Genomic DNA, 22964 nt, shown 5'->3' with positions numbered 1-22964 from the left:
TTCTATACGCTGAGGGCGTGACCAGCGCCGACGACCGACCGACCCGCAGCGGCGCCTCGGAACCCGAGGCGCCGCTCGCGGACCTCCAGGCGTTCGCGGTCGAGCTCCGCCGGATGAACGGCGAGATCAACCGGATGACCCACGGTTTCGCGGCGAACCAGCAGCTGCACCCCACGGACGTGAGCGCGCTCGCGGCCATTCTCGACGCCCCGACGCCTCTCACTCCGGGGGCGCTGCGCGAGCATCTGGGCCTCACCTCCGGCGCGGTGACCGCCTGCCTGGACCGGCTGGAACGGGCCGGCCATGTCCGCCGGGCCCGGGAGAGCACCGACCGCCGGGTGGTGCACGTGTACTACGAGGCGAGCGCCCGGGCGGCCGCCCGCGACTACTTCATGCCGCTCGCCGAGGCCACGGCACGAGCCAGGGCGCGCTTCAGCGAGACGGAGCTGACGACCGTCCTGCGCTTCCTCGCCGCCATGAACGAGGAGCTGGGAGAGGTTCTCCCGGCGCGTCGCTGAGCCTTTCCCCGGCCGGGTGCGTCCATGAGGGGACGGGCCGCCGGACCACCCCCCGCGATGCCCGCGCGAGCAGTCCCGTAATGTATTTCAACGATTGAGATTGTTAACCGCTGAGATATCTCCACCCCCGGGAGAGACATGTCCACCCCTGCACGGTCGATCCGCTGGCTGATCCCCGTCGTGCTGCTGATCGCGTGGCTCGGCATCGGCGGCGGGCTCGGCCCGTACGCCGGGAAGCTCGGCGAGGTCGCCACCAACGATCAGGCCGCCTTCCTGCCCCAGAACGCCGAATCCACCCAAGTCATCGACGCGCAGAAGGCGTTCCAGCAGAACGAGACCCTGCCCGCCATCGTCGTCTGGACGTCGGCGGAGAAGGACGCTCCGGTGAGCGACGAGCAGCGGGAGGCCGCCACCGGCGCCCTCGCCTCGCTCGCCGGGAGTGACGGCGTCGTCGGAGCACCGTCCCCCGCCCTGCCCTCGAAGGACGGCCTCGCGCTCCAGGGCATCGTGCAGTTGAGCCCCGGTCTCGGGGACGAACTGCCGACGGTGCTGGAGAGGATCGACGAGGCCGGCGCGTCCGTGCCCGGCACGACGGTCCAACTGGCGGGGCCGGCCGCCAGCCAGGCCGACTTGTCCGACGCCTTCGCGGGCATCGACGGGCTGCTGCTCGGGGTCGCCCTGATCACGGTGCTCGTCATCCTGCTGCTGGTCTACCGCAGCGTGCTGCTGCCCTTCGTCATCATCCTCGGCGCGGTGTTCGCCCTCGCCCTGTCCTGTGCGATCGTCTACGTCCTCGCCGACCACGACATCGTGCGCGTGGACGGTCAGGTGCAGGGCATTCTGTCGATCCTGGTGATCGGCGCGGCGACGGACTACGCACTGCTTCTCACCGCCCGGTTCCGGGAGGAACTCGCCGTCCACGGCGACCGGTTCGCCGCGATGCGCATCGCCCTGCGCGAGTCCTTCGGTCCGATCACGGCCAGCGCCGCGACGGTGGCGGCCGGCCTGCTCGCCCTGCTGCTCAGCGACCTCACCAACAACCGGGCCCTCGGTCCGGTGGGCGCGATCGGCATCGTCTGCTCGGTCCTGAGCGCTCTCACCTTCCTGCCCGCCGCCCTGGTGCTGCTGGGCCGGAAGGCCTACTGGCCTGCCAAGCCCAAGCCCGCCGACGACAAGGTGTCCGGCGGCCACGGCATCTGGCACAAGGTCGCGGCCCTCGTCGACCGGTCACCCCGCAAGGTGTGGGCGATCACCCTGGCGGCCCTGATCGCCTGTGCCGCGTTCGCCCCCACGCTCACCTCCAAGGGGGTTCCGCTCGACGAGATCTTTGTCAACGACGCCCCGTCCGTGGCCGCCCAGGAGACGTTGAGCGAGCACTTCCCCGGCGGTTCGGGCAATCCGGCGGTGATCATCGCCGCGGCGGACCGCCTGCCCGAGGTCACCGAGGCCGCCGAACGCACCGAAGGAGTGGCCTCCGCCGCACCGGTGAGCGCGAGCGGGCGGCCGGGCGGCGAGCCCCTCGTCGTCGACGGCAAGGTCCGTATCGACGCGACCCTAGAGGACGCGGCGGACAGCGACAGCGCCAAGGAGGCGGTGGCCGCGCTGCGCACCGCGGTCCACGCGGTACCCGGATCGGACGCCCTGGTCGGCGGCTACACCGCCCAGCAGTACGACACCCAGCGGACGGCGGAAGACGACCGCATGCTGATCGTGCCGGTGGTGCTGGCCATCATCCTGGTGATCCTGGTCTTCCTCCTGCGGTCACTGCTGATGCCGGTGCTGCTCGTGGCGACCGTGGCACTGAACTTCCTCGCCACGCTGGGCATCTCCTCGCTGGTCTTCACCCACGTGTTCGGCTTCAGCGGCACGGATTCGTCGGTTCCCCTGTACGGATTCGTGTTCCTGGTCGCCCTGGGCGTCGACTACAACATCTTCCTGATGTCCCGGGTCCGGGAGGAGTCGCTGCGGCACGGCACCCGGGAGGGCATCCTGCGCGGGCTGACCACGACCGGCGGGGTCATCACGTCGGCGGGCGTCGTCCTGGCGGCCACGTTCGCCGCGCTGGGTGTGATCCCGCTGGCGTTCCTGCTCCAGATCGCGTTCATCGTGGCCTTCGGCGTACTGCTGGACACCCTGGTCGTCCGGTCGCTCCTCGTCCCGGCGCTGGTGCGCGACATCGGGCCGAAGGCCTGGTGGCCGGGGGCCCTGAGCCGCGAGACGCCCCAGGGGGTGTCCGGCGGATCGGGGCCGGACAAGCCCTAGGGCCGGCGCAGCGCGTCCCCCGGGGCCCAGCCCGGGTCCCGGTAGGCCGCCAGGGCCCAGATGACGAAGATGTCCAGGCCGATGACGATCACCGACCAGAGGGGCGCGTACGGCAGGAAGAGGAAGTGTGCGAAGAGGTTCAGGGAGGCGAAGACGATGCCGGTCACCCGCGCCCAGCCCGCCCCCTTGAGCAGTGCGGCCCCGGTGACGGCCACACAGACGCCCAGCACCAGGTGGATCCAGCCCCAGCCGGTGAGGCTGATCCGGTAGAGGTACTCGCCGACGTCGCCGTAGACGTCACCGTCGGCGAGGGCCGCGATGCCCTCCAGGGCCGCCACGACGCCCTGGCAGAGCATCAGGATCCCGGCGAAGAGCACACCGCCGGTCACCCAGAGGCTGTCCGGATCGGGCTCCGGCGCGGGGCCGGCCGGGCCGTCGGCGCGCTGCCACGGCGCGTCCTCCTGGCCGGGGCCGGTCCGGGGCCCCTGACCGAAGCCGGTCGGTGCCGGGGAGCCGGGCCCGGACGGCGCGACCGGGCCGGCCGGTCGCGGCGTGGCGTCGGGGCCGGACGGGTCGGCGGCCCGGGAGGGGTCCTCGCCCATCAGGACTCCTCCCGCTCCTGGTCGGCCTGCCCCTTCGCGCGCCTGCCGACCACCGCCGCGGCGGCGACCGCACTGCCCGCGAAGGCCAGCGCCACCATCCAGGGGCGGTCGAAGACATGGCAGGTGGCGTGGTCCACGGAGTAGCGGCCGGGGCCGGTCAGACCGATGGCCGCGGCGGTGAAGCCGAGGAACGCCGGGTACTCGTAGCCGCCGCCCTGGGCGAAGAAGCCCGCCGGGGCGTGCACGGCCACCGCGCCGGCCATCGCCCCGGCCGCCGCCGCACCCGCCGCCGGGGTGGCGAGGCCCAGCGCCAGCAGGACGCCGCCGCCAGCCTCGCCGAGCCCGGCGGCCACGGCGCTGTGCTTGGGCGGGTGGAATCCCATCGCCTCCATCGCGGCCGTGGTGCCCTGGATGCCTCCGCCGCCGAACCAGCCGGCCAGTTTCTGGCTGCCGTGGGCGGCGAGCACCGCGCCGGTGCCGACGCGCAGGGCGAGCAGACCGAGATCACGCCGGTTGACGCAGACCATGAGGACTCCCGGGGTGAGGGGGTTGCGGGTACGGATCCCACTCTCGTCGGAGGGCGGCGGGCGGGCGCGGCCGAATACGCCGTCCGTGGCACGGGCCCGGCGCCACACGGTGCGGGGTGCGACGCAGATCATTGTGCAACTTGTTGCATAAGCGCTTGACGGTGGTCTACAACTGACCCGACGACCCCGCGCGGAGGAGACCCCATGAGCCTGTATCCGAACCTGCTGAGCCCACTCGACCTCGGGTTCACCACCCTTCCCAACCGGGTGCTCATGGGATCGATGCACATCGGCCTGGAGGAGGCCGAGCGCGGCTTCGAGCGGATGGCCGCGTTCTACGCCGAGCGCGCCCGGGGCGGCGTCGGCCTCATGGTCACCGGCGGCATCGCCCCCAGCGAGCGGGCCTGCTCCTTCCCCGGCGGGGCCAAGATGACGACCGAGGCGGAGGCGGAGCAGCACCGGGAGATCACCTCGGCGGTGCACGCGGCGGGCGGCCGGATCGCGATGCAGATCCTGCACTTCGGGCGGTACGCGCACCACCCCGACCTGGTGGCGCCGAGCGCGCTCAAGGCCCCGATCAGCGGGTTCACCCCGAACGCGCTCACCGACGACCAGGTCGAGGAGACCATCGAGGAGTTCGTCCGGGCGGCCGGGCTGGCCCGCCTCGCGGGCTACGACGGTGTCGAGATCATGGGCTCCGAGGGCTATCTGATCAACGAGTTCATCGTCTCCGCGACCAACCACCGCACCGACCGCTGGGGCGGCAGTTACGAGAACCGCATGCGCCTGCCGGTCGAGATCGTGCGCCGGGTCCGCGAGCGGGTCGGCGACGACTTCATCCTGATCTACCGGCTCTCCATGCTGGACCTGGTGCCGGGCGGTTCGACGCTGGAGGAGGTCGTGACGCTCGCCAAGGAGATCGAAGCGGCGGGCGCGACGATCATCAACACCGGCATCGGCTGGCACGAGGCGCGGATCCCGACCATCGCCACCTCCGTGCCGCGCGGCGCGTTCAGCTGGGTGACCGAGAAGGTGCGCGGCGCGGTCTCCGTACCGCTGGTGACGAGCAACCGCATCAACACCCCCGAGGTCGCCGAGGAGATCCTCGCCTCCGGCCGGGCCGACATGGTCTCCATGGCCCGCCCCTTCCTCGCCGACCCGGAGTTCGTCGCCAAGGCGGCGGCGGGCCGGGCGGACGCCATCAACACCTGCATCGGCTGCAACCAGGCCTGCCTGGACCACATCTTCAGCCTCAAGATCACTTCCTGTCTGGTCAATCCGCGTGCCTGCCACGAGACCGAGCTGGTCCTGAGCCCGACCCGGACCCGTAAGCGCGTCGCCGTGGTCGGCGCCGGTCCGGCGGGCCTCGCGTGCTCCGTGACGGCGGCCGAGCGGGGGCACGCGGTGACCCTGTTCGACACGGCGGACGAGATCGGCGGGCAACTGAACGTGGCGCGCCGGGTGCCGGGCAAGGAGGAGTTCGACGAGACGCTGCGCTACTTCCGTACGCGGCTGGCCGAGCTGGACGTCGAGGTCCGCCTGTCCACCCGGGCCGACACCGGGACCCTGGACGGTTACGACGAGATCGTGCTGGCCACCGGCGTCGAGCCGCGTACTCCGGCGATCCCCGGCACGGACCGCCCGAACGTCGTCAGCTACCTGGACGTGCTGCGCGACGGGGCGCCGGTCGGCGACCGGGTCGCGATCGTCGGCGCGGGCGGCATCGGCTTCGACGTCGCGGAGTTCCTGACCGACGGCGGCGACGCGGCGAGCCTGGACGCGGACACGTTCTTCCGGCAGTGGGGCGTCGACACCTCCTACGCGGAGCGCGGCGGGCTGCGCGCGCCCGAGCGTCCCACCTCGCCGCGCACGGTCCACCTGGTCCAGCGCAGGACCACCAAGGTCGGCGCGGGGCTCGGCAAGACGACGGGGTGGATCCACCGCACCGAACTGCGCCACCGAGGCGTCGAGATGATCGCCGGAGCCTCCTACGACCTCATCGACGACGAGGGCCTCCACCTCACCGTCGACGGCGAGCGGCGGGTGCTGCCGGTCGACACGGTGGTGCTGTGCACGGGCCAGGAACCGCGCCGCGAACTGTACGAGGAGCTGCGCGCGGGAGCCGTCCCGGTCCATCTGATCGGCGGCGCGGACGTGGCGGCCGAGCTGGACGCGAAGCGCGCCATCCGCCAGGGCACGGAGCTGGCCGCCGCGCTGTGAGCGCCCGGGGCCCGGGCGCCGGGGGAAGGCCGCGCGCCCCGGTCTCCGTACGTCCTTAGGATGCACCCCATGTCACTGCCGCACGCGATTCTCACCGCTCTGCTGGAGAAGCCGTCCTCGGGTCTGGAACTGACCCGCAGGTTCGACCGGTCGATCGGCTACTTCTGGTCATCGACGCACCAGCAGATCTATCGCGAGCTCGGAAAACTGGAGCAGGCCGGGCGGATCAGGGCGCTGCCCGCCGCGGTGCCGGCCCGGGGGCAGAAGAAGGAGTACGAGGTACTGCCCGCCGGCCGCGAGGAACTGGCCGCCTGGGTGGCGCTCCCCGAGGATCCCCGGCCGGTCCGCGATCCGCTCCTGCTGCGGATGCGGGCGGCGGCGGTCGTCGGGGCCGACGGCATGGGCGCGGAGCTGCGCCGCCACCTCACGCTGCACGAACGCCAACTGGCGGAGTACCGGGAGATCGAGGAGCGGAACTTCACCCCCGCGCCGACGACCGACGAGGACCGGCTGCGGTATCTGGTGCTGCGGGGCGGCATCGATCTGGAGACGTTCTGGATCAGCTGGCTGACCCGGGCCATCGCCGACCTGGACGGCTGAGCGGTCGAACCGTACGCCCCGGTCGCCCTCCCGCCGCGCGGCCGGTCAGCCGCTCGCGTGCGCGGGGAGAGGTTCCGGGACGCCCGCCGGGGGTGCGGTGTCCGCGCGCCGGGGGCTGCCGATGACCACCCTGGAGGGGACCTGGTCCCCGGGGACGGGTGCCTCCGGCGGGGCGGCCGGGTCCGTGTTCCGCGCCTGGGCCCGGCTGAGGAGGACCACCCCGCGCACGGCCGCCGCCGTGCCGAGGAGCGCGAGCACCAGGCTGACCGGCCCGCCCTGGAGGCGCTCGCCGAGCAGGGCCAGGCCGATCGCGGCGGCGGCCACCGGGTTGGCGAGGGTGACCACCGCGAGCGGCGCGCCGAGCCCGCCCCGGTACGCGGTCTGGGACAGCAGCAGGCCGCCCATCGCGAAGGCGGAGACGAGCAGCGCCACGGTCAGCAGCCGCCAGCTGAACAGCGGGCCGCCGGAGTGGTCGGTGACCGCGACGGTGAGGGTCTGGGTGAGCGCGGAGGCGACCCCGGAGGTGATCCCGGAGGCCGCCGCGTGCCGCAGCCCCGGGCGGGCCCCGGGCCGGCCGAGTCCGGCGACGACCGCCATGGTGGCCGCGCCCACGCCGAGCGCCTCGGGAAGGCTGAGGGTCTCGTGCGGGGCGGAGCCGCCCGCGGTCAGGAGCAGGGCGCCGAGGCCGAGCAGGGTCAGGGCCGTGCCGCGCCACTCGGTGCGGCCGACCCGGCGTCCGGCGGCGCGCGCCCCGAGCGGGACGGCGACGACGAGGGTGAGCGCGCCCAGCGGCTGGACCAGGGTGAGCGGGCCGAAGTTGAGCGCGGCGACGTGCAGCAGCGCTCCCCCGGCGTTGAGGCCGACCGCCGACCACCAGGCCCCCCGGCCCAGCAGTCGCAGGACTCCGGTGGAGGGGTCGGTGCGGCCGGCGAGCCGGGACTGCGCCACGGCGGCGGCCGCGTAGGCGCCGGCCGAGACGAGGGAGAGCGCAACGGCGAGCAGTGTGGCGTTCATCGCGCGGCTCCGGCCCGGGCGGGCGCCCGTGATCCGGCGTCCGCGCCGTCGGCGGGCTCGGCGGACCCGCCGACGGCCCCGAAGGACGGCGGCGGACCGGCCGACGCGAAGGCCCCGGGCGCGAAGGCCCCGGGCGCGGCGGACCCCGCCGGGACGGCCGACGCGAAGGCCCCGGGCCCCCCGCCACCCGCGTACGCCGGTACGGGAGACCCTTCGACGCTCCCCCGCAGGTCCGGCCGGGGCTGCCGCGCGGGCGCGGTCCGGGCGGACGGCGGCAGCCGGAAGACGGCGAGGGCGACGGCGAGCATCGCCCCGACGACGATCGCGTCGAGCCAGTAGTGGTTGGCCGTGCCCACGACGACGAGCAGCGTCAGCGCCGGGTGCAGCAGCCACAGCCAGCGCCACCGGGAACGGGTGGCGACGATCAGTCCGACGGCCACCATCACGGCCCAGCCGACGTGCAGCGAGGGCATCGCGGCGAACTGGTTCGCCATCGTGTCGGTCGCGGGCGTCTGTCCGTACACCGTCGGCCCGTAGACCTGACCGGTGTCGACGAGCCCGGCGGCCGGGAGCATCCGGGGCGGGGCCAGCGGGAACAGCAGATGCAGCACCAGGGCGGCGCCGGTGAGCGCGGCGAGAACGCGGCGCGACCGGACGTAGTGGCGGGGCCGGCGCCAGTAGAGCCAGACCAGGAAGAGGGCCGTGGCGGGAAAGTGCACGGCGGCGTAGTAGGTGTTCGCCGCGTGGATCAGGGGCTGGCTGTGCAGCAGCAGACCCTGGACCGCGCCCTCGCCGGGGAGGTGCAGGGTGCGTTCGAGGTCCCACACGTTCCCCGCGTTGCGGAACGCCTCCTCGACATGGCCGTTGGCGGCCTGGCGGCCGAACTTGTAGGCCAGGAAGAGTCCGGCCACGAGAAGGAACTCGCGGACGAGGGGCGGTCGGGCACGTATGTCCGGCTCCTGGTCCGTGGGCTCGGTGCGGGCGTATGTCACCCGGTGCCCCCTTGGATGCGAAGCGGTGTCAGGACGGCCCGGTCAGATCCACGCCGTATCGATACGCCAGTGTACCGATACGTCGGCGTATCGGTACACACGCGTATCGGTACACTGGCGTATCGAGAACCTCACCGCACCGCCGCAGGAGGTACAGCCCATGCCGTCGCCCGATTCCGTACAGGAGTCAGCCCTCACGTCCCGCCGGTCGAAGATCACACCGGAGCGGGCGCAGGAGCTCTACGCGGCGGTGCTGCAGCTGCTGCGGGAGAGCGGTTACGAGTCGCTGACGATGGAGGGCGTCGCCTCGCGCACACGGTGCGGGAAGTCGACGCTGTACCGGCAGTGGGGCTCCAAGCCGGAGCTGGTCGTGGCCGCGCTGCACGGCACCCGGCGGATGCGGCTCCCGAACATCGACACCGGGTCGCTGGCCGGGGACCTGCTGGAGGCCGCACGGACGATCGGCGAGGCCTCGGGGAGCGACACCCCGCTGATGCACGCCCTCAGCCATGCCGCGCTCCAGAGCCCGGAGCTGCTGTGCGCGCTGCGCGAGGCACTGATCCTGCCGGAGATCGCGGCGATCGACACGATGGTCCGGCGGGGCCGGGAGCGCGGCGAGATCGCGGCGGACCTTCCGGGGGCCGAGTTCGTCGCGGCCCAGCTGCTCGGAGTGATGCGCGCCCGTCCGCTGCTGGAGGGGCGCTACGCCGACGCGGCGTATCTGACCCGGTTCGTGGAGATGGCGATCCTCCCGAGCCTCGGACTCACGGCGGGAGCGCCGGAGTCCTGACAGACGTGGACCGCCCACCCCAGCGGATGGGGGGCGGTCCACCCGCGCCGCACCGTGGGGACGGGGGCGGCGCACCGCCCGGCCGGCCGGTGACCTCTGCGGAGGCCACCGGCCGCCCGTGTGTCCGCGCCTCTTCACGGCTCACCCCTGGATCCCCTAACAAGCGCTTGGTAGATTCCGGGAGGAGTGGGCGGGACGAGCCCCGGCGAGGCTCCGGGACCAGGGGCGAAGGGAGGACCATGAACCAGTCCCACGCGATGGACTTCACCGGACGAGCGGTGCTGGTCACCGGCGGCACCAGGGGCCTGGGGGCCGCGCTGGCGAGAGCGTTCCTCGCGAGCGGGGCGGACGTCATGGTCTGCGGGCGCGGCACGCCGGCCGCACCGCCGTCGTCGGGCGGGCGCGAGGCCTCGTTCCGGGCCGCGGACCTGCGGGACCCCGCGGCAGCGGCGGACCTCGTCGCCGCGACCGCCGACCGGTTCGGCCGGCTCGACGTGCTCGTGAACAACGCCGGCGGCTCTCCGGACGCCGACGCGGCGACCGTCTCGCCACGCTTCGTCGAGAAGGTGGTCGCGCTCAATCTCCTCGCGCCCTTCTACACGGCCCAGGCGGCGAACCTGGTGATGCGGGAGCAGCCGGACGGCGGGTGCGTGATCAATATCGGCAGCGTCTCCGCCCACGACCCGCAGCCGGGCACCGCCGCCTACACCGCGGCCAAGGCGGGCCTGCTCGGGCTGACCCGGGCGCTGGCCCTCGAATGGGCGCCGCGGGTCCGGGTCAACCACATCACCGCGGGCCTCATCCGCACCGAGAACGCCACCGCGCTGTACGGCGACGACGGCGGGGCGGCGGTGGCGGACATCGTCCCGATGGGGCGACTGGCGGAACCGGACGATGTGGCGCGGGCCTGCCTCTGGCTGGCCTGCGACCTCTCCTCGTACGTCAGCGGGGCCGATCTCGCCGTGCACGGGGGCGGCGAGATCCCGGCCAGGCAGGTGATACGCCGCACCCGACCCCCCTTTTCGTCACCTTGACTCTTTCCCCTCCCACCCATTATCGTCGCAATGACGAAATCAAGGGGGGCCTCATCATGGCCGACATCACCCGGCGCTTCGGCTGGCGCCACCTGCGCTCCGCGCCCACCGCCCACATCCGCCACCACAACCGCGGCCGGCTCGCCCACGACGGTCAGGGGCTCAGCTTCTGGTACCGGTCGCTGTCGGCGGCGCTCTCCGAAGTGCCGGTCGACGACCGGGAGCTGGCCATGGCGTTCCACGCCCGTACGGCCGACTTCCAGGACGTCACCGTGCAGGCCACCGTCACGTACCGGATCAGCGATCCGGCCGAGGCGGCGAACCGGCTCGACTTCTCCGTGGACCCGGACACCGGAAGCTGGCGCGGCGCACCGCTCGAACAGATCGCCACCCTCCTCACCGAGACCGCGCAGCAGCACACGCTGGACGTGCTGGCCCGCACCCCGCTCGCGGCGGCCCTGGTCGACGGCGTCGCCTCCGTGCGCGAACGGGTCGCCGCCGGCCTCACCGCCGAGCCCCGCCTGCCGACCACCGGCATCGACGTGGTGGCCGTGCGCGTCGTCGCGATCCGCCCCGAGGCCGAGGTCGAGCGCGCCCTGCGCACCCCGGCCCGCGAGCAGATCCAGCAGGAAGCGGACCGGGCCACCTACGAGCGGCGGGCCGTGGCCGTCGAGCGGGAACGCGCCATCGCCGAGAACGAGCTGGCCAGCCAGATCGAACTGGCCCGGCGCGAGGAGCAGTTGGTCGACCAGCGCGGCACCAACGCCCGCCGCGAGGCCGAGGAGAAGGCCGCGGCCGACGGCGTACGGACCGAGGCGGAGGCGGCCCGCAAGGTGCGCCTGGCCCGCGCGGAGGCCGAGGCGGCGCGCGAGACGGGCGCGGCCCGGGCCGAGGCCCAGGCCGCCTGGCTGCGGGTGCACGGCGAGGTCGATCCGGCCACGCTGCACGCCCTGGCGGCGACCCGGCTCGCGGAGAACCTGCCGCGCATCGAGAGCCTCACCCTCTCCCCCGACGTCCTCACCGGGCTGCTCGCCAAGCTCGGCCGTCCGGAAGGCGGGGCGGGAGCGTGAGCCTGGCGCCCCGGGCGGTGCTCGTCCACCGGCGGACGGAGTACGAGGAGCTGCTCGCCCGGCACGGGACGCACGGGCAGGCCGCGTTCTTCCTGTCCAGCCGGGGCCGCTCGATCGACGAGGTGGCGCGCCGCCACGAGGACACCCGGCAGGCGCTGCGCGAGGTGGCGGCGGCGGTGCCGCTCACCTGGCGCTCCACCCGGGTGGAGCGGGCGGACCTGGACCGCTTCCTGTTCGCCCCGGAGGACGTGGTGGTCGTGGTCGGCCAGGACGGTCTGGTCGCCAACACCGCGAAGTACCTGTCCGGGCAGCCGGTGGTGGGCATCGACACCGACCCGGGGCGCAACCCCGGCGTCCTGGTCCGCCACCGCCACGCCGACGCGGCCGCCCTGCTGCGCGCCGCGACCGCCGCCGGAGGGCGGGCCGAGGAGCTGACCATGGTCGAGGCCGTCGCCGACGACACGCAGCGCCTCCTCGCCCTGAACGAGATCTACCTCGGGCCGCCCGGCCACCAGACGGCCCGCTACCGCCTGGGGCCCGACGGCGAGACGGCCCCCGGCGAAGCCCAGGCCTCCTCCGGGGTGCTGGTCGGCACCGGCACGGGCGCCACCGGCTGGCTGCGCTCGCTGTGGCTGGAGCGCGGCGGCACGATGCCGCTGCCCGCGCCGTGCGACGCGCGCCTCCTGTGGTTCGTCCGCGAGGCCTGGCCCTCCCCCGCGACCGGGACGTCCAGGGTGGCGGGCGAACTGGGCCGGGGGCAGGGGCTGCGGCTGACCGTGGAGTCGGACCGGGTCGTGGTCTTCGGGGACGGGATGGAGTCCGACGCGCTGGAGCTGACCTGGGGTCAGAGCGTACGGCTCGGCATCGCGGAGAGGTCGCTGCGCCTGGTGACGTGAGCGCGCCCGCCCTCGCCGCACCGGCCCCCGGCCGCCCCGGCCGCTTCGCTACGGTGGTCCGGACCCGGCACCGGAGAGCGGAGAACCAGCACCATGTCAGCCGACCCCGTCACCCCGCCCGCCCGCAACACCCGCCCGCCCACGGCGCAGGCGGCCCTCGGAGTCGGCGTGATCGTCGAGGACGGCCGGGGGCGCGTACTGCTGGGCCGGCACCACAGCGGTACGTGGGAGCTGCCGGGCGGGAAGGTCGACGCGACGCACGAGTCGATCGCCGCGGCTGCCGCCCGGGAGCTGCGCGAGGAGACGGGTCTGGCGGTGGACGAGGCGGCCGTGGACGTCGTCGCGATGGTCCACGACGTGATCGGCGGGATCAACCGCGTCAGCATGGCAGCCGTCGTACGGCTCGCCTCCGGCGTCCCGGAGGTGACCGAGCCGCACCTGATCAGCACCTGGCGGTGGACCGATCCCGAGGAGCTGCCGGCCCCGCTGTTCGACCCGTCGGCACAGATCCTCGCGGCCTGGCGACCGGAGCTGGGCGTCACCCACCCGCCCGCACATGTGCTGCGGATCGCCCCGGACGAGAACCGCACCTGACGCACGCCCCTCTGCTCCCGTACCTCCCCCACGGCCGCTTACTTACAGATGCGGACCAATCGGACCCACTGTATGAATAAGGGACCATCCGTGCGATAGGGAGTAGGACCATGGACGATTACCCGCTCCTGGACGTCTTTCTGACCATGCTGTACCTGTTCCTCTGGGTCATGTGGTTCTTCCTGCTGTTCAAGGTCGTCACCGACCTCTTCCGGGACCACTCGCTGAACGGCTGGGCCAAGGCGGGCTGGCTGGTCCTCGTCATCCTGCTGCCCTACCTGGGCGTACTGATCTACCTGATCGTCCGCGGTCGCAGCATGCACGAACGCGACGAGAAGCTGGCCAAGGACTCGGAGGCGGCGTTCCGCAACTATGTGCGCGAAGCCGCGGCGAGCCAGGGCGGATCCGGCGGCAGCGACCATGTGAACGATCTGGCGAAACTCGCCGAACTCAAGGACAAGGGCGCGCTCAACCCCGAGGAGTACGAGCGGGCGAAGGCGAAGCTGCTCGCCTGAGGCCAGGCTCCGGCCCTCGCCCTTTCCTGCTCCGGCCCCTGCTCCTGCCCTCGCCCGAGGTCAAGGGCAGGGGCCGGAGCGCTGCTCGCGTGTTCTATCGTGGGGTGACCTCCCAGGAAGAGCAGGCGTACATGAGGCGAGCGACGACCCCCGCGGCGGCCACCGTCGCGCTGCGCGGTCTGCTCGTGCTCCTGATCGCCGCGGTCGGCCTGCTGTGCCTGCTCGGCCGCGCCTCGCCGCAGGACACCGCCGTTTCCGGCGCGACGTCCGTAACGCAGGTCGCTACCGCCGTGCAGCCCTCGGCCGACGAGGGCTCCGCTCCGTGCGGCAAGAAACCGGTGGCAGCCGAGGACGTCGCGCCGCGCTCCGACGCCGCTTCGGGGACCGCCCCGGCGTCCGGTTCGCCGCAGTGGACGGACGGCCCCGTGCCGACGGCCGGTTCGGGCGCCTCGTTCTGCCGCGGTGGCCCCGCGCCACCTCGTCCCGTCACCACCTTCTCCGTTCTGCGGATGTAGGCCGGCCCTCGCGGTCGCGTCCTTGATCCCTTCCATCCGGAAACGGAGATTTCCGCATGTCCTCTTCCCGTCGATCCTTCGGCCGGGCCGGCAAGGCGCTGCGCGCGTGGCAGGCCAGGCAGTGGCTGGTGGCGGGGCTCGGCGCCCTGGCCACGGCCGTCGCCGTCGGCGTGCCCACCGATGTGGTGCCCACCCCCCTGTTCGGCCGCTCGGTACCCGTGCAGTGGTGGAACTATCCCGCCCTCGCCCTCACCGCCGTCCTGGCAGGCCTCGTGCTGAGCACGTACGTCCGCCCACCGGTCGCATCCCCGATCCAGCCCCCGGGCGCATCCCCGTCCGCGCAGCCACCCGGGACCGCCCGGGACGGCCGCATGGGGGCTCTCGGCGGGGTGCTGTCGTTCTTCGCCGTGGGCTGCCCCGTGTGCAACAAGCTCGTGCTCGTCCTCCTCGGGTCGTCCGGTGCGCTGAGCTACTGGGCACCCCTGCAGCCGCTGTTCGCCGTGGCGTCCGTCGCGCTGCTCGCGGAAGCGGCGCTGCGGCGCCTCTCCACCGAGAGCCAGTGCCCGGTCGTACCCGCGCCGAACGCCGGCGTCCCGGGCGCCTGACCGGGTGGGCCGCAGGGGGCACGCGTTCCCCTGCGGCCCGACAGCCCGCCCTTGCACGCCTCGGGTGAATCACCGTAGGGTCGCGCGGACGATGATCACGACGGGGAACCCCGTCGGCGGGCACCGCGAGGCCCTCGGGCCGCTGTCGGCGTCGGAGCGGGGTGAAGCCGCTTCGCACCGGGTCCCGGCATCGTCCACGGACCGGCGTCGTCCCGGTCCTGCGCACACCGTCGACCACGGATCGCCCTGCCGCCGGTCCCGTCGGGACCGCCTCCGTGACCTCGCGTCCCGGCAGGACGGGATACGTCGTGCCGAGAACCGTTCCGGTCGTGCGTGCCACCTCCTCCACCGAACAAGGAGAGATCTTGTCCACCCATCCGCTGACGTCCGACGGCACTGAACTCGGCCCCCTTCCCCATGACTTCCCCTTCGACCCGACCCACGGCTACGACCTCCCACGCCTCCTCGCGGTGGAGGCCCCGCCGGGCCCGGACGACTTCGCCGACTTCTGGCGGGAGCGCCATGCGCGTGCGCGGCGCGTCGACCCGGCGCCCCGGATCGAGGGGCCCTGGACCACGGTGGACGGCGTGCGGATCGCCGACATCTCGTACGTGTCGGTCGACGGCGTCCGTATCGGCGGGTGGCTGACCGTTCCCGCCGACGGCGGCGTCACCCAGGGCTGTGTGGCGACCCACGGATACGGAGGCCGGGAGGCCCCGGACCCCCGGCAGGCCCCACCGGGGACAGCGACGATCTGGCCCTGCCTGCGCGGGCTCGGAACACGGAGCCTGCTGCCCGGCGTACCCGCGAACTCGGCGGGGCACGTTCTGCACGGCATCGAAGCCCGGGAGTCGTACCTCATCGGCGCGTGCGTGGCGGACGTCTGGTGTGCGGCCACCGCACTGCAGCGCCTGGTGCCGGAGGCCGCCGGGCGGCTGACCTATCTGGGCACGAGTTTCGGCGGCGGCATCGGGGCGCTGGCGCTCCCCTGGGACGACCGCTTCCAGGCCGCCGGGCTCACGGTACCGACGTTCGGAAACCATCCGCTCCGGGTGACGCTCCCGTGCACGGGCAGCGGGGAGTCGGTGCGTTCGCGGCTCGCCGAGGACCCCTCGGTACTGGACGTCCTGGCGTACTTCGACGCCGCGACGGCGGCCCGGCACCTCCGTATACCCGTACAAGTGGGCGCGGCCCTGTTCGACCCGTCCGTGCCCCCGCCGGGCCAGTTCGCGGTGCACAACGCGCTGGCCGGGCCGCGTGAACTCGTCGTCCTGCGGGCGGGGCACTTCGACCACGCCGGCGAGCGGGCCGAAGCGGCGGCCCTGGAGGAGGCCCAGAGGCAGTTCCTGTCTCCCTCCCGGTGACCGGGTAGCCCGCGGTCCCACCGACGTCCGCCCCGCAGGACGCCGGTGGGACGGAACCGTCACGGTCGGGATTTCAGGTACGTACGTCGATCATGCGCGATAGGGTGATGCAGATAGTGCAAGAGATTTGCAAAGCTAGGAGGGTCATGGTTACGCGGGCTACTGATGTCGGGACGAACCAGAGCGTCGAACGAGCAGTCTCGGTGCTGCGCGCACTCGACTCGGGCCGGCCCGAACTCCGCGTCTCCGACGTCGCCGAGCTCACCGGACTGGGATCGTCGACCACCTCGCGTCTGCTGTCCACCCTGGAGCGCCTCGACATGGTCGAACGCGATCCGGTCAGCAACCTCTACCGGCTCAGCCTCGGTCTGCTCCCCCTGGCCGCCACCGCCACCAACCGTCACCCCGTGCACCGGGCCGCCCGCATGGTGCTCCAGGGCCTCGCCACCCGCACCGGGCTCGGGGCCAACGTGGCCGTACGCCGGGGCAGCGAGCTGATGTTCCTGGGCAACTTCGAGGGCACCCGCGCCCCCAAGTCCTACACGCAGGCCGGACACACCGCTCCGCTGCACGCCACGAGCATCGGGAAGTGTCTGCTCACCGGTCTCACGCCGAAGGAGCGTCGCAAGCTTCTGGGCGATCCTCTGGAAGCGCACACCGAGTACACGACCACCAGCCACGACCACCTCGACACCGAGATCGACACCGTCCGGCGCACCGGTTACGCCGTCGAGGCCGAGGAACGGGCCCTGGGCCGGGCGTCCCTGGCCGCGCCCGTGCGCGACGCCTCGGGGGACATCGTCGCCGCCATCTCCCTCTGGGGCCCGACCTCGGTGCTCGGCGACCACTCCGACACCGAGGGGCAGCGACTCGCCCTCGTGCGCGAGGTCATCGAGGCCGCTGACGCCATCAGTCAGGCGCTCGGCGCGCTCTGACGCACACGGCAAAAGGGCCGGTGGAAGGCCGTGACGGCCTTCCACCGGCCCTTTTGCCGTGCGGTTACGCGCCGTACGCCTTGAAGGCGATCACGTGCGCGCGCCGCGCCCCGTGCGTCGCGTCGACCACGAGCCGCAGCGCTCCGGTGCGTACGGGGCCGCCGTCGGCGTCCTCCAGCGTGTGCACGCGGTGGCGGCGCCGGTTGTCCGTCACCGTCAGGAGGGTGTGCCACGCCCCGGCGGCGTCGCGGCTCTGGACGCGGTAGTCGCGTACGAGTTCCGGCATGACCTCGTACGGGGTGCGGTGGCGGTGCAGGTTGTTGAGGTACTCGTCGACGTCGTCGTCGAACACCAGGCGGATCTCGGCGAGTTCCCGCTCGTCGTCCCAGTCGAGACGGAGCCACTCGGTGTCGCCCTCCGGCCCGGAGGACCACATCTGCGGACCGCCGTAGGGCCGCTGGTATCCGCCCACGGCCCGCTCGGGATGGAACGCCGTGGTGTCGGGGGTCGCCCGGAAGGCGAAGGTCTGCCGGCGCAGCCCGCGGGCCTGCCACTCCACGACCAGCTGACCGTCCTCTTCGGGGATGTCGTGGTCGACGGCCGCGTCCCCCTCGACCTTCCTGCGCAGAGCGAGGACGCCGTCGGTGCGTACGGGGAGGAGGACCAGGGCCGTGTCCGTGCAGGCCCGGACGACAAGGATCACGTTGCGGGGGGTGTCGGGGTGGTGGTCGAGGCGGGCCGTGACCCAGTGGGGGCCGTCGGGCGGGACGGTGACCGTGGTCGTGAGGAGATGGTCGACGGGGACCGCGTTCTCGGGGTGGCCCGTGCTCCACAGCTCCACGGTGAGTTCCCGGGACCGGCCGTCCGGGGCGCCGTGGACGAGCAGGTCGACCGTGTCGAGCGCGGGGTCGACCGGCAGCAGCAGGGCGAGGTCCCGGGTGAGGGGGTAAGGGGCGCCGGGCGCGTCCGGGGCGGGTTCGGCGGCGAGCCGGGTCAGCCAGGAGGAAGCGGTGACGCGGGCCGTGCGGGCGAGGTTGTCGGGGTCCTCGTCGGCGAGGCCGATCACCGAGGCGTCCTGGCGCAGCAGGGTGCGGCGCACCAGCTCCGGCCGTTCGGTGGCGAGCTGTCGCGGGGTGATTCCCTCGGCGACGCACAGGGCCGCGGCGGTGCCCGCGGCCTCGCCGAGCGTCGCGCAGGTGGCCATGACGCGGGTGGCCCCGAAGGCGATGTGGGTGGCGGAGATGTTGCGCCCGGCGAAGTGCAGGTTCGTGACGTTCGCCGAGTACAGGGAGCGCAGCGGAATGTGGAAGATGCCGTCCGCGTACTGCTGGCGCGCGCCGGGCTCGTCGGCGTACATGCCCTGGACGGGGTGGAGGTCGACGGACCAGCCGCCGAAGGCGATCCGGTCCTCGAACTGGCGCTGCTGGAGGATGTCCTGCTGGGTGAGGACGTAGTCGCCGAGGAAGCGGCGGTACTCGCGCTTGCCGGGGAGGCTGCCGACCCATTCCAGGGTGAGGTTCGCCGCGTCGGGGAACTGGCCGGAGTTCTTGATGTGGTCCCAGATGCCCATGATCACGGACTGGAGTTCGTCGCGGATGCGCTCGTTGTCGTGGACGGTGTCGAGTTCGCCGCCCCACTCGATCCACCAGTAGTCGCACCCGTTGTCGCCGGTGCGCAGGATGCGGTTGCGCAGGATGGGCGTGGTCGACAGGTCCTTGGCGTGGGCGGGCGGTACGAACTTCACCGGACGGCCCGTGTCCTTGGTGTGGAAGAGGATGGTCGAACCGAGCAGCGACCGGTCCGCCTCGGACGGCGCCCAGGGCTCGTCGAACTCCGTCCGCGCCTCCCGGCCTATGCGGTAGTGGGCGCCGGCGAGGTGGCCGAGCAGACCGTCCCCGGTGCAGTCGAGGAACTGGCGCGCGTGGAAGGTGATGCGGCGCTCCGAGCCCATCATCCAGCCGGTGCAGGAGTGCACCTCGCGGCTGTCGGCCGGGCCGCTCGCGTCGACCTCGCGCACGTCGGTGTTGAGGTAGAGGTCGATGTTCGGTTCGGCCCGGACGGCGTCGAGGACGACCTGGTCCCAGTAGTAGGGGTTGCCCTCGGGGTTGCGGTACTGGTTCTCGGTGTACAGCTCGCCCATGATTCCGGTCTCGCGGGCCCAGCGGTGCACGCCGTGTGCGGTGGCGCCGCAGACCCAGACGCGGATCTCGCTGCTGGCGTTGCCGCCCAGGACGGGCCGGTTGTTGACCAGGGCGACGCGTCGGCCGAGCCGGGCCGCGGCTATGGCCGCGCAGGTCCCCGCCAATCCACCGCCGATCACGGCGATGTCGTAATGGGCCTCTTCTTCCCGCACGGTGCGGCCTCCTTGGTGTGAAGCTCGGATACTCCCCGCCGCAGCGGAGCGACTCCGAACGTACATCACATCCATATTGTGCAACCACTGTTCAGTCAGTGGGAATCCCTGTAGGTTCCGGTTGCGGCCATCGACCTGGCCGTCGCGAGCCGACGTGCACCTTCGATGCAGGCGAGGCGTGTTCGCCAGTCCTGACAGAACCGGCGATTCACCGACCAAAAGGGTTGACGCCATCGCACGATATGGAGAACGATCCCGCATGCTGCAACTTGTATTCAACGCAGCAGGCTCGACGTTCGCGCAGGGCCCCGGCGCTCCCGCCACCATGTGAGAGGACAGACCCATGAGTACGGCCGCACCCCCCCAGAAGGCGCCCCCGCCCCGCCAGCGGACCGGGGCGCGGCTCTCCAACGGTGCGTTCGCCCTGCTGCTGACCGCGCCGGGACTGGCCCTGTTCGCGGCGATCATCTTCTACCCGCTGCTGTCGGCCCTGTTCACCGGCTTCTTCAAGCAGGACCTGCGGCTGCCGGGCCGGGAGTTCGTCGGCCTGGAAAACTTCGCCCACTGGCTGAACGGCGACCTCTTCACCATCCTCGAGCAGACGCTGGTCTTCACCATCGGCGCGACGCTCGCCCCCTTCACCATCGGCTTCGCGCTCGCTCTGGCCCTCAACACCGGGATCCGGGGCAGCGGGTTCCTGCGCGGCCTGTTCCTGTTCCCCTGGGTGATCCCCGGCGTGGTGGTCTCCTTCCTCTGGATGTGGATCTTCAACGCGAACTACGGGGTGCTCAACGGCGTCCTCGTGAAGGCCGGCATCCTCGACGAGTCGGTGGCCTGGCTCGGCCAGCCCGGCACCGCGATGCTCGCCGTCATCATCACCAAGACCTGGGCCAGCTTCCCCTGGATGATGGTGATGCTCCTGGCCGGCCTGCAGACCGTGCCGAAGGAACTCCACGAAGCGGCCGCGATGGACGGGGCCGGCTCGATCCGGCGCTTCTTCGCCGTCACCTGGCCGCAGGTCCGAGGAGTCGCCTCCATCGTGCTGCTGCTGGAGTTCATCTGGAACTTCCAGCACTTCGACACCATCTACGTCCTCACCGGCGGCGGCCCGGCCGGCACCACCGAGACGTTCGCGACCGCCGTCTACCAGACCGCGTTCAAGGGCTTCGACATCGGCCGCGCCACCGCGCTGGGCGGACTGTGGATGCTGCTCCTGCTCCTCCTCGTCGTCGTCTACCTCAGGATCACCGAGCGGAAGGGCGACGCCTGATGACCTCCACCACCTCTCCCCCGCTGCCCGCCGTAGACCGGCCGCAGCCGTCCGCCCCGCCGGCCGGGCGCAGCCCCCGGCGCCGTATGCGCAAGGACCTGCTGCGCTCGCGGATCGCCGCCTGGAGTGCGGTCGTCGTCATCGGCGCCTTCGGCCTGCTGCCCGTCTACTGGCTGCTCGCCACCGCGCTGAGCACCCCGGAGTCGACCTTCCAGTTCCCGCCCAAGCTGATTCCCACCGATCTCACCCTCGGCAACTTCACCGCCCTGGCCGAGAACGACCAGCTGATCGACTACATGATCAATTCGCTCGTCGTGGCCTCGGTCACCGCCGTGCTGAGCGTGGTCGTCGCCACGTACATGGGCTACTCGTTCTCCAAGTTCCGCTACACGGGCCGACGGTCGCTGATGCACCTGGTGCTGGCCTCCCAGATGTTCCCGCAGGCACTTCTGCTGGTGACGCTGTACACGGTCTTCTCCAGCTTCGGCATGCTCAACACGTACACCGCCCTGGTGCTCTCCTTCACCACGTTCACCATGCCGCTGTGCGTCTGGATGCTGAAGGGTATCTTCGACACCATCCCGGACGCGCTGCTGGAAGCGGCGTCCATCGACGGCGCGTCCCGGTGGCGGACGCTGCACTCCATCGTGGCGCCGCTGGCCGCGCCGGGGATGATCGCCGCCGGCCTCTTCGCCTTCGTACGCGGCTGGAACGACTTCATCTTCGCGCTGACCCTGGCCGACAAGGAGAAGCAGACCCTGCCCCCCGGGCTCGTCTCCACCTACATCGGCGAGTTCCAGACCGCCTGGCCCCAGCTGATGGCCGCCTCGCTGGTGGTGTCCGTCCCGGTGATCGTCGCCTTCATGTTCCTGCAGCGCTACCTGGTCGGCGGCATGACCGCCGGTTCGGTCAAGAGCTGATCCCCGGAGCCCGACGGCTCCCCCTCCACCTGCCCTCCCGCACACTCCCCCATGGAGAGATCATGACCACCTCTGGCATCAGCAGGCGCGGCGCGCTGCGCATGCTCGGCATCGGCGCACTCGGCGCGGCGGGCGTCGGTGCGCTCGGCGCCTGTGCGCCGTCCGGCGCCGGCGTCGCCTCCAACGGCGGCGACCCGAAGTCGAAGAACTTCGACTTCACCTCCTGGTCGCTCAACGAGGAGGCCGCCAAGCCCTCGATCGAGAAGATCATCGCGGCCTGGGAGAAGGCGGAGAACTCCAAGATCCGCGCGGTCTCCTATCCGTACAACGAGTATCTGAGCCAGCTCACCCTCAAGCTGGGCGGCGGGGAGACGACGGGGGCGGTGCACCTCGACATCGCCTGGCTCGCCGCGATGGCCCAGATGGGCAAGCTGGTCGACGTCGGCCCGGTGGCCGACAAGGCCGGGTACACGGACGTGGCGCTCAAGAGCGGTGTGTACGACGGCAAGCAGTACGGGCTGCCGTGGAACACCGGATCGATCGGAGTGATCGCCAACTCCAAGCTCCTGGAGAAGGCCGGGATCAAGGAGCACCCCGCCACCGTCGAGGAGTTCGAGGCCGCGCTGCGGGAGCTGAAGGGGCTCGGCGGGGGTGTCGTGCCGTACGCCGCCGCCACCAAGGTCGCGCAGCTCAAGGACATCTTCCCGTGGATGCAGACGTTCGGCTGCGACCTGTTCGACGGCGGGAAGGTCACGATAGGCGACGACGCCTCGGTCGACGCCGTCACCTGGTACAAGAAGCTGCACGACGAGAAGCTGATCGCCGCCGACGTGGACCGCTTCGACGCGCGCGCCCTGTTCGGGCAGGGCAAGGCCGTCTTCTACGACGACGCGATCATCGGCAAGGGTGTGACCTCCGCCCAGTCCAAGGACAAGACGCTGGCCGACGCCATGCAGCCGATGGAGCGTCCGGTGCTCAAGGCCGGTGACACCCCGCAGGCGATGCTGTGGGGCGGCGTGATCGCGATCGTGAAGGGCAAGGGGCAGGAGGCGGCGACCCGGTTCGCGCTGCACGCCACCACGGACCGGGCGACCACGTCCGAGTACTTCGCCGCACGCGCGCTGCCGCCGTCCACCACCGCGGGGCTGGCCGCGCCCGAGGTCGCCAAGGACACCTTCACCACGGAGTGGACCCAGAAGATCACGAAGACGGCGACCGGCAGCCCGTTCTGGCAGTTCGCCCAGAGCGCCCAGATCGACGAGGCCGTCGCCAAGCAGGTGCAGGCCGTCCTCGTCGGCACGTCGAAGCCGAAGGACGCGATGAAGCGGGCCGGTGAGGAGGTCGCGGCGCTCATCAAGCGCTGAGGCC

The 22964-nt window shown here is 72.2% G+C and carries 22 protein-coding genes; 17 read left to right on the top strand and 5 right to left on the bottom strand.

The window, feature by feature from the left end:
* Positions 1-17: 17 nt before the first annotated feature.
* Complete coding sequence (locus tag IE272_RS13830) at positions 18-518, top strand: MarR family winged helix-turn-helix transcriptional regulator (protein ID WP_056705366.1); 501 nt, start codon at positions 18-20, stop codon at positions 516-518.
* Positions 519-656: 138 nt separating this feature from the next.
* Positions 657-2780 (top strand): MMPL family transporter, encoded by a 2124-nt coding sequence (locus tag IE272_RS13825; RefSeq protein ID WP_190006944.1) that lies wholly within the window; start codon positions 657-659, stop codon positions 2778-2780.
* Here IE272_RS13825 and IE272_RS13820 read toward each other — a convergent pair.
* Together IE272_RS13820 and IE272_RS13815 are read right to left on the bottom strand one after the other, a co-directional pair.
* The gene (locus IE272_RS13820) at positions 2777-3382 is read right to left on the bottom strand and encodes a DUF7144 family membrane protein (protein ID WP_169808554.1); all 606 of its coding nucleotides are present in this window, start codon (positions 3380-3382) and stop codon (positions 2777-2779) included. The two genes, IE272_RS13825 and IE272_RS13820, sit on opposite strands and share 4 nt — an antisense overlap.
* A complete protein-coding gene (locus IE272_RS13815) occupies positions 3382-3909 on the bottom strand; it encodes a DoxX family protein (RefSeq protein ID WP_050362258.1) in 528 nt (175 codons plus the stop codon). Before IE272_RS13815 ends, IE272_RS13820 begins: the two co-directional genes overlap by 1 nt.
* 204 nt (positions 3910-4113) lie before the next feature.
* Between IE272_RS13815 and IE272_RS13810 the strand changes: the two genes are divergently transcribed.
* The gene (locus IE272_RS13810; protein WP_190006943.1) at positions 4114-6129 is read left to right on the top strand and encodes an NADPH-dependent 2,4-dienoyl-CoA reductase; all 2016 of its coding nucleotides are present in this window, start codon (positions 4114-4116) and stop codon (positions 6127-6129) included.
* A gap of 69 nt (positions 6130-6198) precedes the next feature.
* Positions 6199-6729 carry a PadR family transcriptional regulator gene (locus IE272_RS13805; RefSeq protein WP_007456383.1) on the top strand — a complete coding sequence of 177 codons (531 nt, stop codon included), beginning with the start codon at positions 6199-6201 and terminating at the stop codon, positions 6727-6729.
* A gap of 45 nt (positions 6730-6774) precedes the next feature.
* Here IE272_RS13805 and IE272_RS13800 read toward each other — a convergent pair whose 3' ends face one another.
* Both IE272_RS13800 and IE272_RS13795 read right to left on the bottom strand, forming a co-directional pair.
* Positions 6775-7743, bottom strand: a complete 969-nt coding sequence (locus IE272_RS13800) for a DMT family protein (protein WP_057667091.1) — start codon at positions 7741-7743, stop codon at positions 6775-6777.
* On the bottom strand, positions 7740-8735 hold the full coding sequence (locus IE272_RS13795; protein WP_190006942.1) for a phosphatase PAP2 family protein: 996 nt from the start codon (positions 8733-8735) through the stop codon (positions 7740-7742). The genes IE272_RS13800 and IE272_RS13795 overlap by 4 nt, the downstream gene beginning before the upstream one ends.
* A gap of 160 nt (positions 8736-8895) precedes the next feature.
* On the opposite strand from IE272_RS13795, the gene IE272_RS13790 reads away from it, so the two are divergent.
* The 10 genes from IE272_RS13790 to IE272_RS13745 all read left to right on the top strand — a co-directional run bounded on the left by IE272_RS13790 (position 8896) and on the right by IE272_RS13745 (position 17053).
* A complete protein-coding gene (locus tag IE272_RS13790) occupies positions 8896-9525 on the top strand; it encodes a TetR/AcrR family transcriptional regulator (RefSeq protein WP_190006941.1) in 630 nt (209 codons plus the stop codon).
* Between the two features lie 239 nt (positions 9526-9764).
* Complete coding sequence (locus IE272_RS13785) at positions 9765-10559, top strand: SDR family oxidoreductase (protein WP_190006940.1); 795 nt, start codon at positions 9765-9767, stop codon at positions 10557-10559.
* Between the two features lie 56 nt (positions 10560-10615).
* Positions 10616-11629: an SPFH domain-containing protein gene (locus IE272_RS13780; RefSeq protein ID WP_190006939.1), complete on the top strand. Its 1014-nt coding sequence runs from the start codon at positions 10616-10618 to the stop codon at positions 11627-11629.
* On the top strand, positions 11626-12525 hold the full coding sequence (locus tag IE272_RS13775) for an inorganic polyphosphate kinase (protein ID WP_050361978.1): 900 nt from the start codon (positions 11626-11628) through the stop codon (positions 12523-12525). The genes IE272_RS13780 and IE272_RS13775 overlap by 4 nt, the downstream gene beginning before the upstream one ends.
* A 93-nt stretch (positions 12526-12618) precedes the next feature.
* Entirely contained in the window at positions 12619-13119 is a 501-nt protein-coding gene (locus IE272_RS13770; RefSeq protein ID WP_050361979.1) for a nucleotide triphosphate diphosphatase NUDT15, read from the top strand.
* 110 nt (positions 13120-13229) lie between these two features.
* Positions 13230-13634 (top strand): SHOCT domain-containing protein, encoded by a 405-nt coding sequence (locus IE272_RS13765; RefSeq protein ID WP_007456404.1) that lies wholly within the window; start codon positions 13230-13232, stop codon positions 13632-13634.
* 104 nt (positions 13635-13738) lie between these two features.
* Positions 13739-14149, top strand: a complete 411-nt coding sequence (locus IE272_RS13760) for a hypothetical protein (protein ID WP_229897306.1) — start codon at positions 13739-13741, stop codon at positions 14147-14149.
* Positions 14150-14205: 56 nt separating this feature from the next.
* On the top strand, positions 14206-14754 hold the full coding sequence (locus tag IE272_RS13755; protein WP_190006937.1) for a hypothetical protein: 549 nt from the start codon (positions 14206-14208) through the stop codon (positions 14752-14754).
* Between the two features lie 365 nt (positions 14755-15119).
* On the top strand, positions 15120-16118 hold the full coding sequence (locus IE272_RS13750) for an acetylxylan esterase (protein ID WP_190006936.1): 999 nt from the start codon (positions 15120-15122) through the stop codon (positions 16116-16118).
* A 146-nt stretch (positions 16119-16264) separates the two neighbouring features.
* Positions 16265-17053: an IclR family transcriptional regulator gene (locus tag IE272_RS13745; RefSeq protein WP_050361983.1), complete on the top strand. Its 789-nt coding sequence runs from the start codon at positions 16265-16267 to the stop codon at positions 17051-17053.
* A 64-nt stretch (positions 17054-17117) separates the two neighbouring features.
* Here the strand turns inward: IE272_RS13745 and IE272_RS13740 are convergent, their stop codons facing one another.
* A complete protein-coding gene (locus tag IE272_RS13740) occupies positions 17118-19406 on the bottom strand; it encodes an FAD-dependent oxidoreductase (RefSeq protein WP_190006935.1) in 2289 nt (762 codons plus the stop codon).
* A gap of 343 nt (positions 19407-19749) precedes the next feature.
* Between IE272_RS13740 and IE272_RS13735 the strand changes: the two genes are divergently transcribed.
* The 3 genes from IE272_RS13735 (at position 19750) to IE272_RS13725 (ending at position 22960) form a co-directional block, all read left to right on the top strand.
* Positions 19750-20676 carry a carbohydrate ABC transporter permease gene (locus IE272_RS13735; RefSeq protein WP_007456417.1) on the top strand — a complete coding sequence of 309 codons (927 nt, stop codon included), beginning with the start codon at positions 19750-19752 and terminating at the stop codon, positions 20674-20676.
* On the top strand, positions 20676-21596 hold the full coding sequence (locus IE272_RS13730) for a carbohydrate ABC transporter permease (RefSeq protein WP_032793577.1): 921 nt from the start codon (positions 20676-20678) through the stop codon (positions 21594-21596). The genes IE272_RS13735 and IE272_RS13730 overlap by 1 nt, the downstream gene beginning before the upstream one ends.
* 62 nt (positions 21597-21658) lie before the next feature.
* A complete protein-coding gene (locus IE272_RS13725; RefSeq protein ID WP_050361985.1) occupies positions 21659-22960 on the top strand; it encodes an extracellular solute-binding protein in 1302 nt (433 codons plus the stop codon).
* Positions 22961-22964: the final 4 nt, after the last annotated feature.

Origin of the sequence: Streptomyces anulatus (assembly GCF_014650675.1) — a bacterium.
GTDB lineage: Bacteria > Actinomycetota > Actinomycetes > Streptomycetales > Streptomycetaceae > Streptomyces > Streptomyces anulatus.
The sequence above is the reverse complement of the archived record's forward strand: the minus strand, read 5'-3'. Positions and strand labels throughout refer to the sequence as shown.

What these genes read in the sequence shown, in the direction of transcription:
- IE272_RS13825 (WP_190006944.1), top strand. Translation starts at nt 657, where the DNA reads ATGTCCACCCCTGCACGGTCGATCCGCTGGCTGATCCCCGTCGTGCTG.
- IE272_RS13820 (WP_169808554.1), bottom strand. Translation starts at nt 3,382, where the DNA reads ATGGGCGAGGACCCCTCCCGGGCCGCCGACCCGTCCGGCCCCGACGCC.
- IE272_RS13815 (WP_050362258.1), bottom strand. Translation starts at nt 3,909, where the DNA reads ATGGTCTGCGTCAACCGGCGTGATCTCGGTCTGCTCGCCCTGCGCGTC.
- IE272_RS13810 (WP_190006943.1), top strand. Translation starts at nt 4,114, where the DNA reads ATGAGCCTGTATCCGAACCTGCTGAGCCCACTCGACCTCGGGTTCACC.
- IE272_RS13805 (WP_007456383.1), top strand. Translation starts at nt 6,199, where the DNA reads ATGTCACTGCCGCACGCGATTCTCACCGCTCTGCTGGAGAAGCCGTCC.
- IE272_RS13800 (WP_057667091.1), bottom strand. Translation starts at nt 7,743, where the DNA reads ATGAACGCCACACTGCTCGCCGTTGCGCTCTCCCTCGTCTCGGCCGGC.
- IE272_RS13790 (WP_190006941.1), top strand. Translation starts at nt 8,896, where the DNA reads ATGCCGTCGCCCGATTCCGTACAGGAGTCAGCCCTCACGTCCCGCCGG.
- IE272_RS13785 (WP_190006940.1), top strand. Translation starts at nt 9,765, where the DNA reads ATGAACCAGTCCCACGCGATGGACTTCACCGGACGAGCGGTGCTGGTC.
- IE272_RS13780 (WP_190006939.1), top strand. Translation starts at nt 10,616, where the DNA reads ATGGCCGACATCACCCGGCGCTTCGGCTGGCGCCACCTGCGCTCCGCG.
- IE272_RS13770 (WP_050361979.1), top strand. Translation starts at nt 12,619, where the DNA reads ATGTCAGCCGACCCCGTCACCCCGCCCGCCCGCAACACCCGCCCGCCC.
- IE272_RS13765 (WP_007456404.1), top strand. Translation starts at nt 13,230, where the DNA reads ATGGACGATTACCCGCTCCTGGACGTCTTTCTGACCATGCTGTACCTG.
- IE272_RS13755 (WP_190006937.1), top strand. Translation starts at nt 14,206, where the DNA reads ATGTCCTCTTCCCGTCGATCCTTCGGCCGGGCCGGCAAGGCGCTGCGC.
- IE272_RS13745 (WP_050361983.1), top strand. Translation starts at nt 16,265, where the DNA reads ATGGTTACGCGGGCTACTGATGTCGGGACGAACCAGAGCGTCGAACGA.
- IE272_RS13735 (WP_007456417.1), top strand. Translation starts at nt 19,750, where the DNA reads ATGAGTACGGCCGCACCCCCCCAGAAGGCGCCCCCGCCCCGCCAGCGG.
- IE272_RS13730 (WP_032793577.1), top strand. Translation starts at nt 20,676, where the DNA reads ATGACCTCCACCACCTCTCCCCCGCTGCCCGCCGTAGACCGGCCGCAG.
- IE272_RS13725 (WP_050361985.1), top strand. Translation starts at nt 21,659, where the DNA reads ATGACCACCTCTGGCATCAGCAGGCGCGGCGCGCTGCGCATGCTCGGC.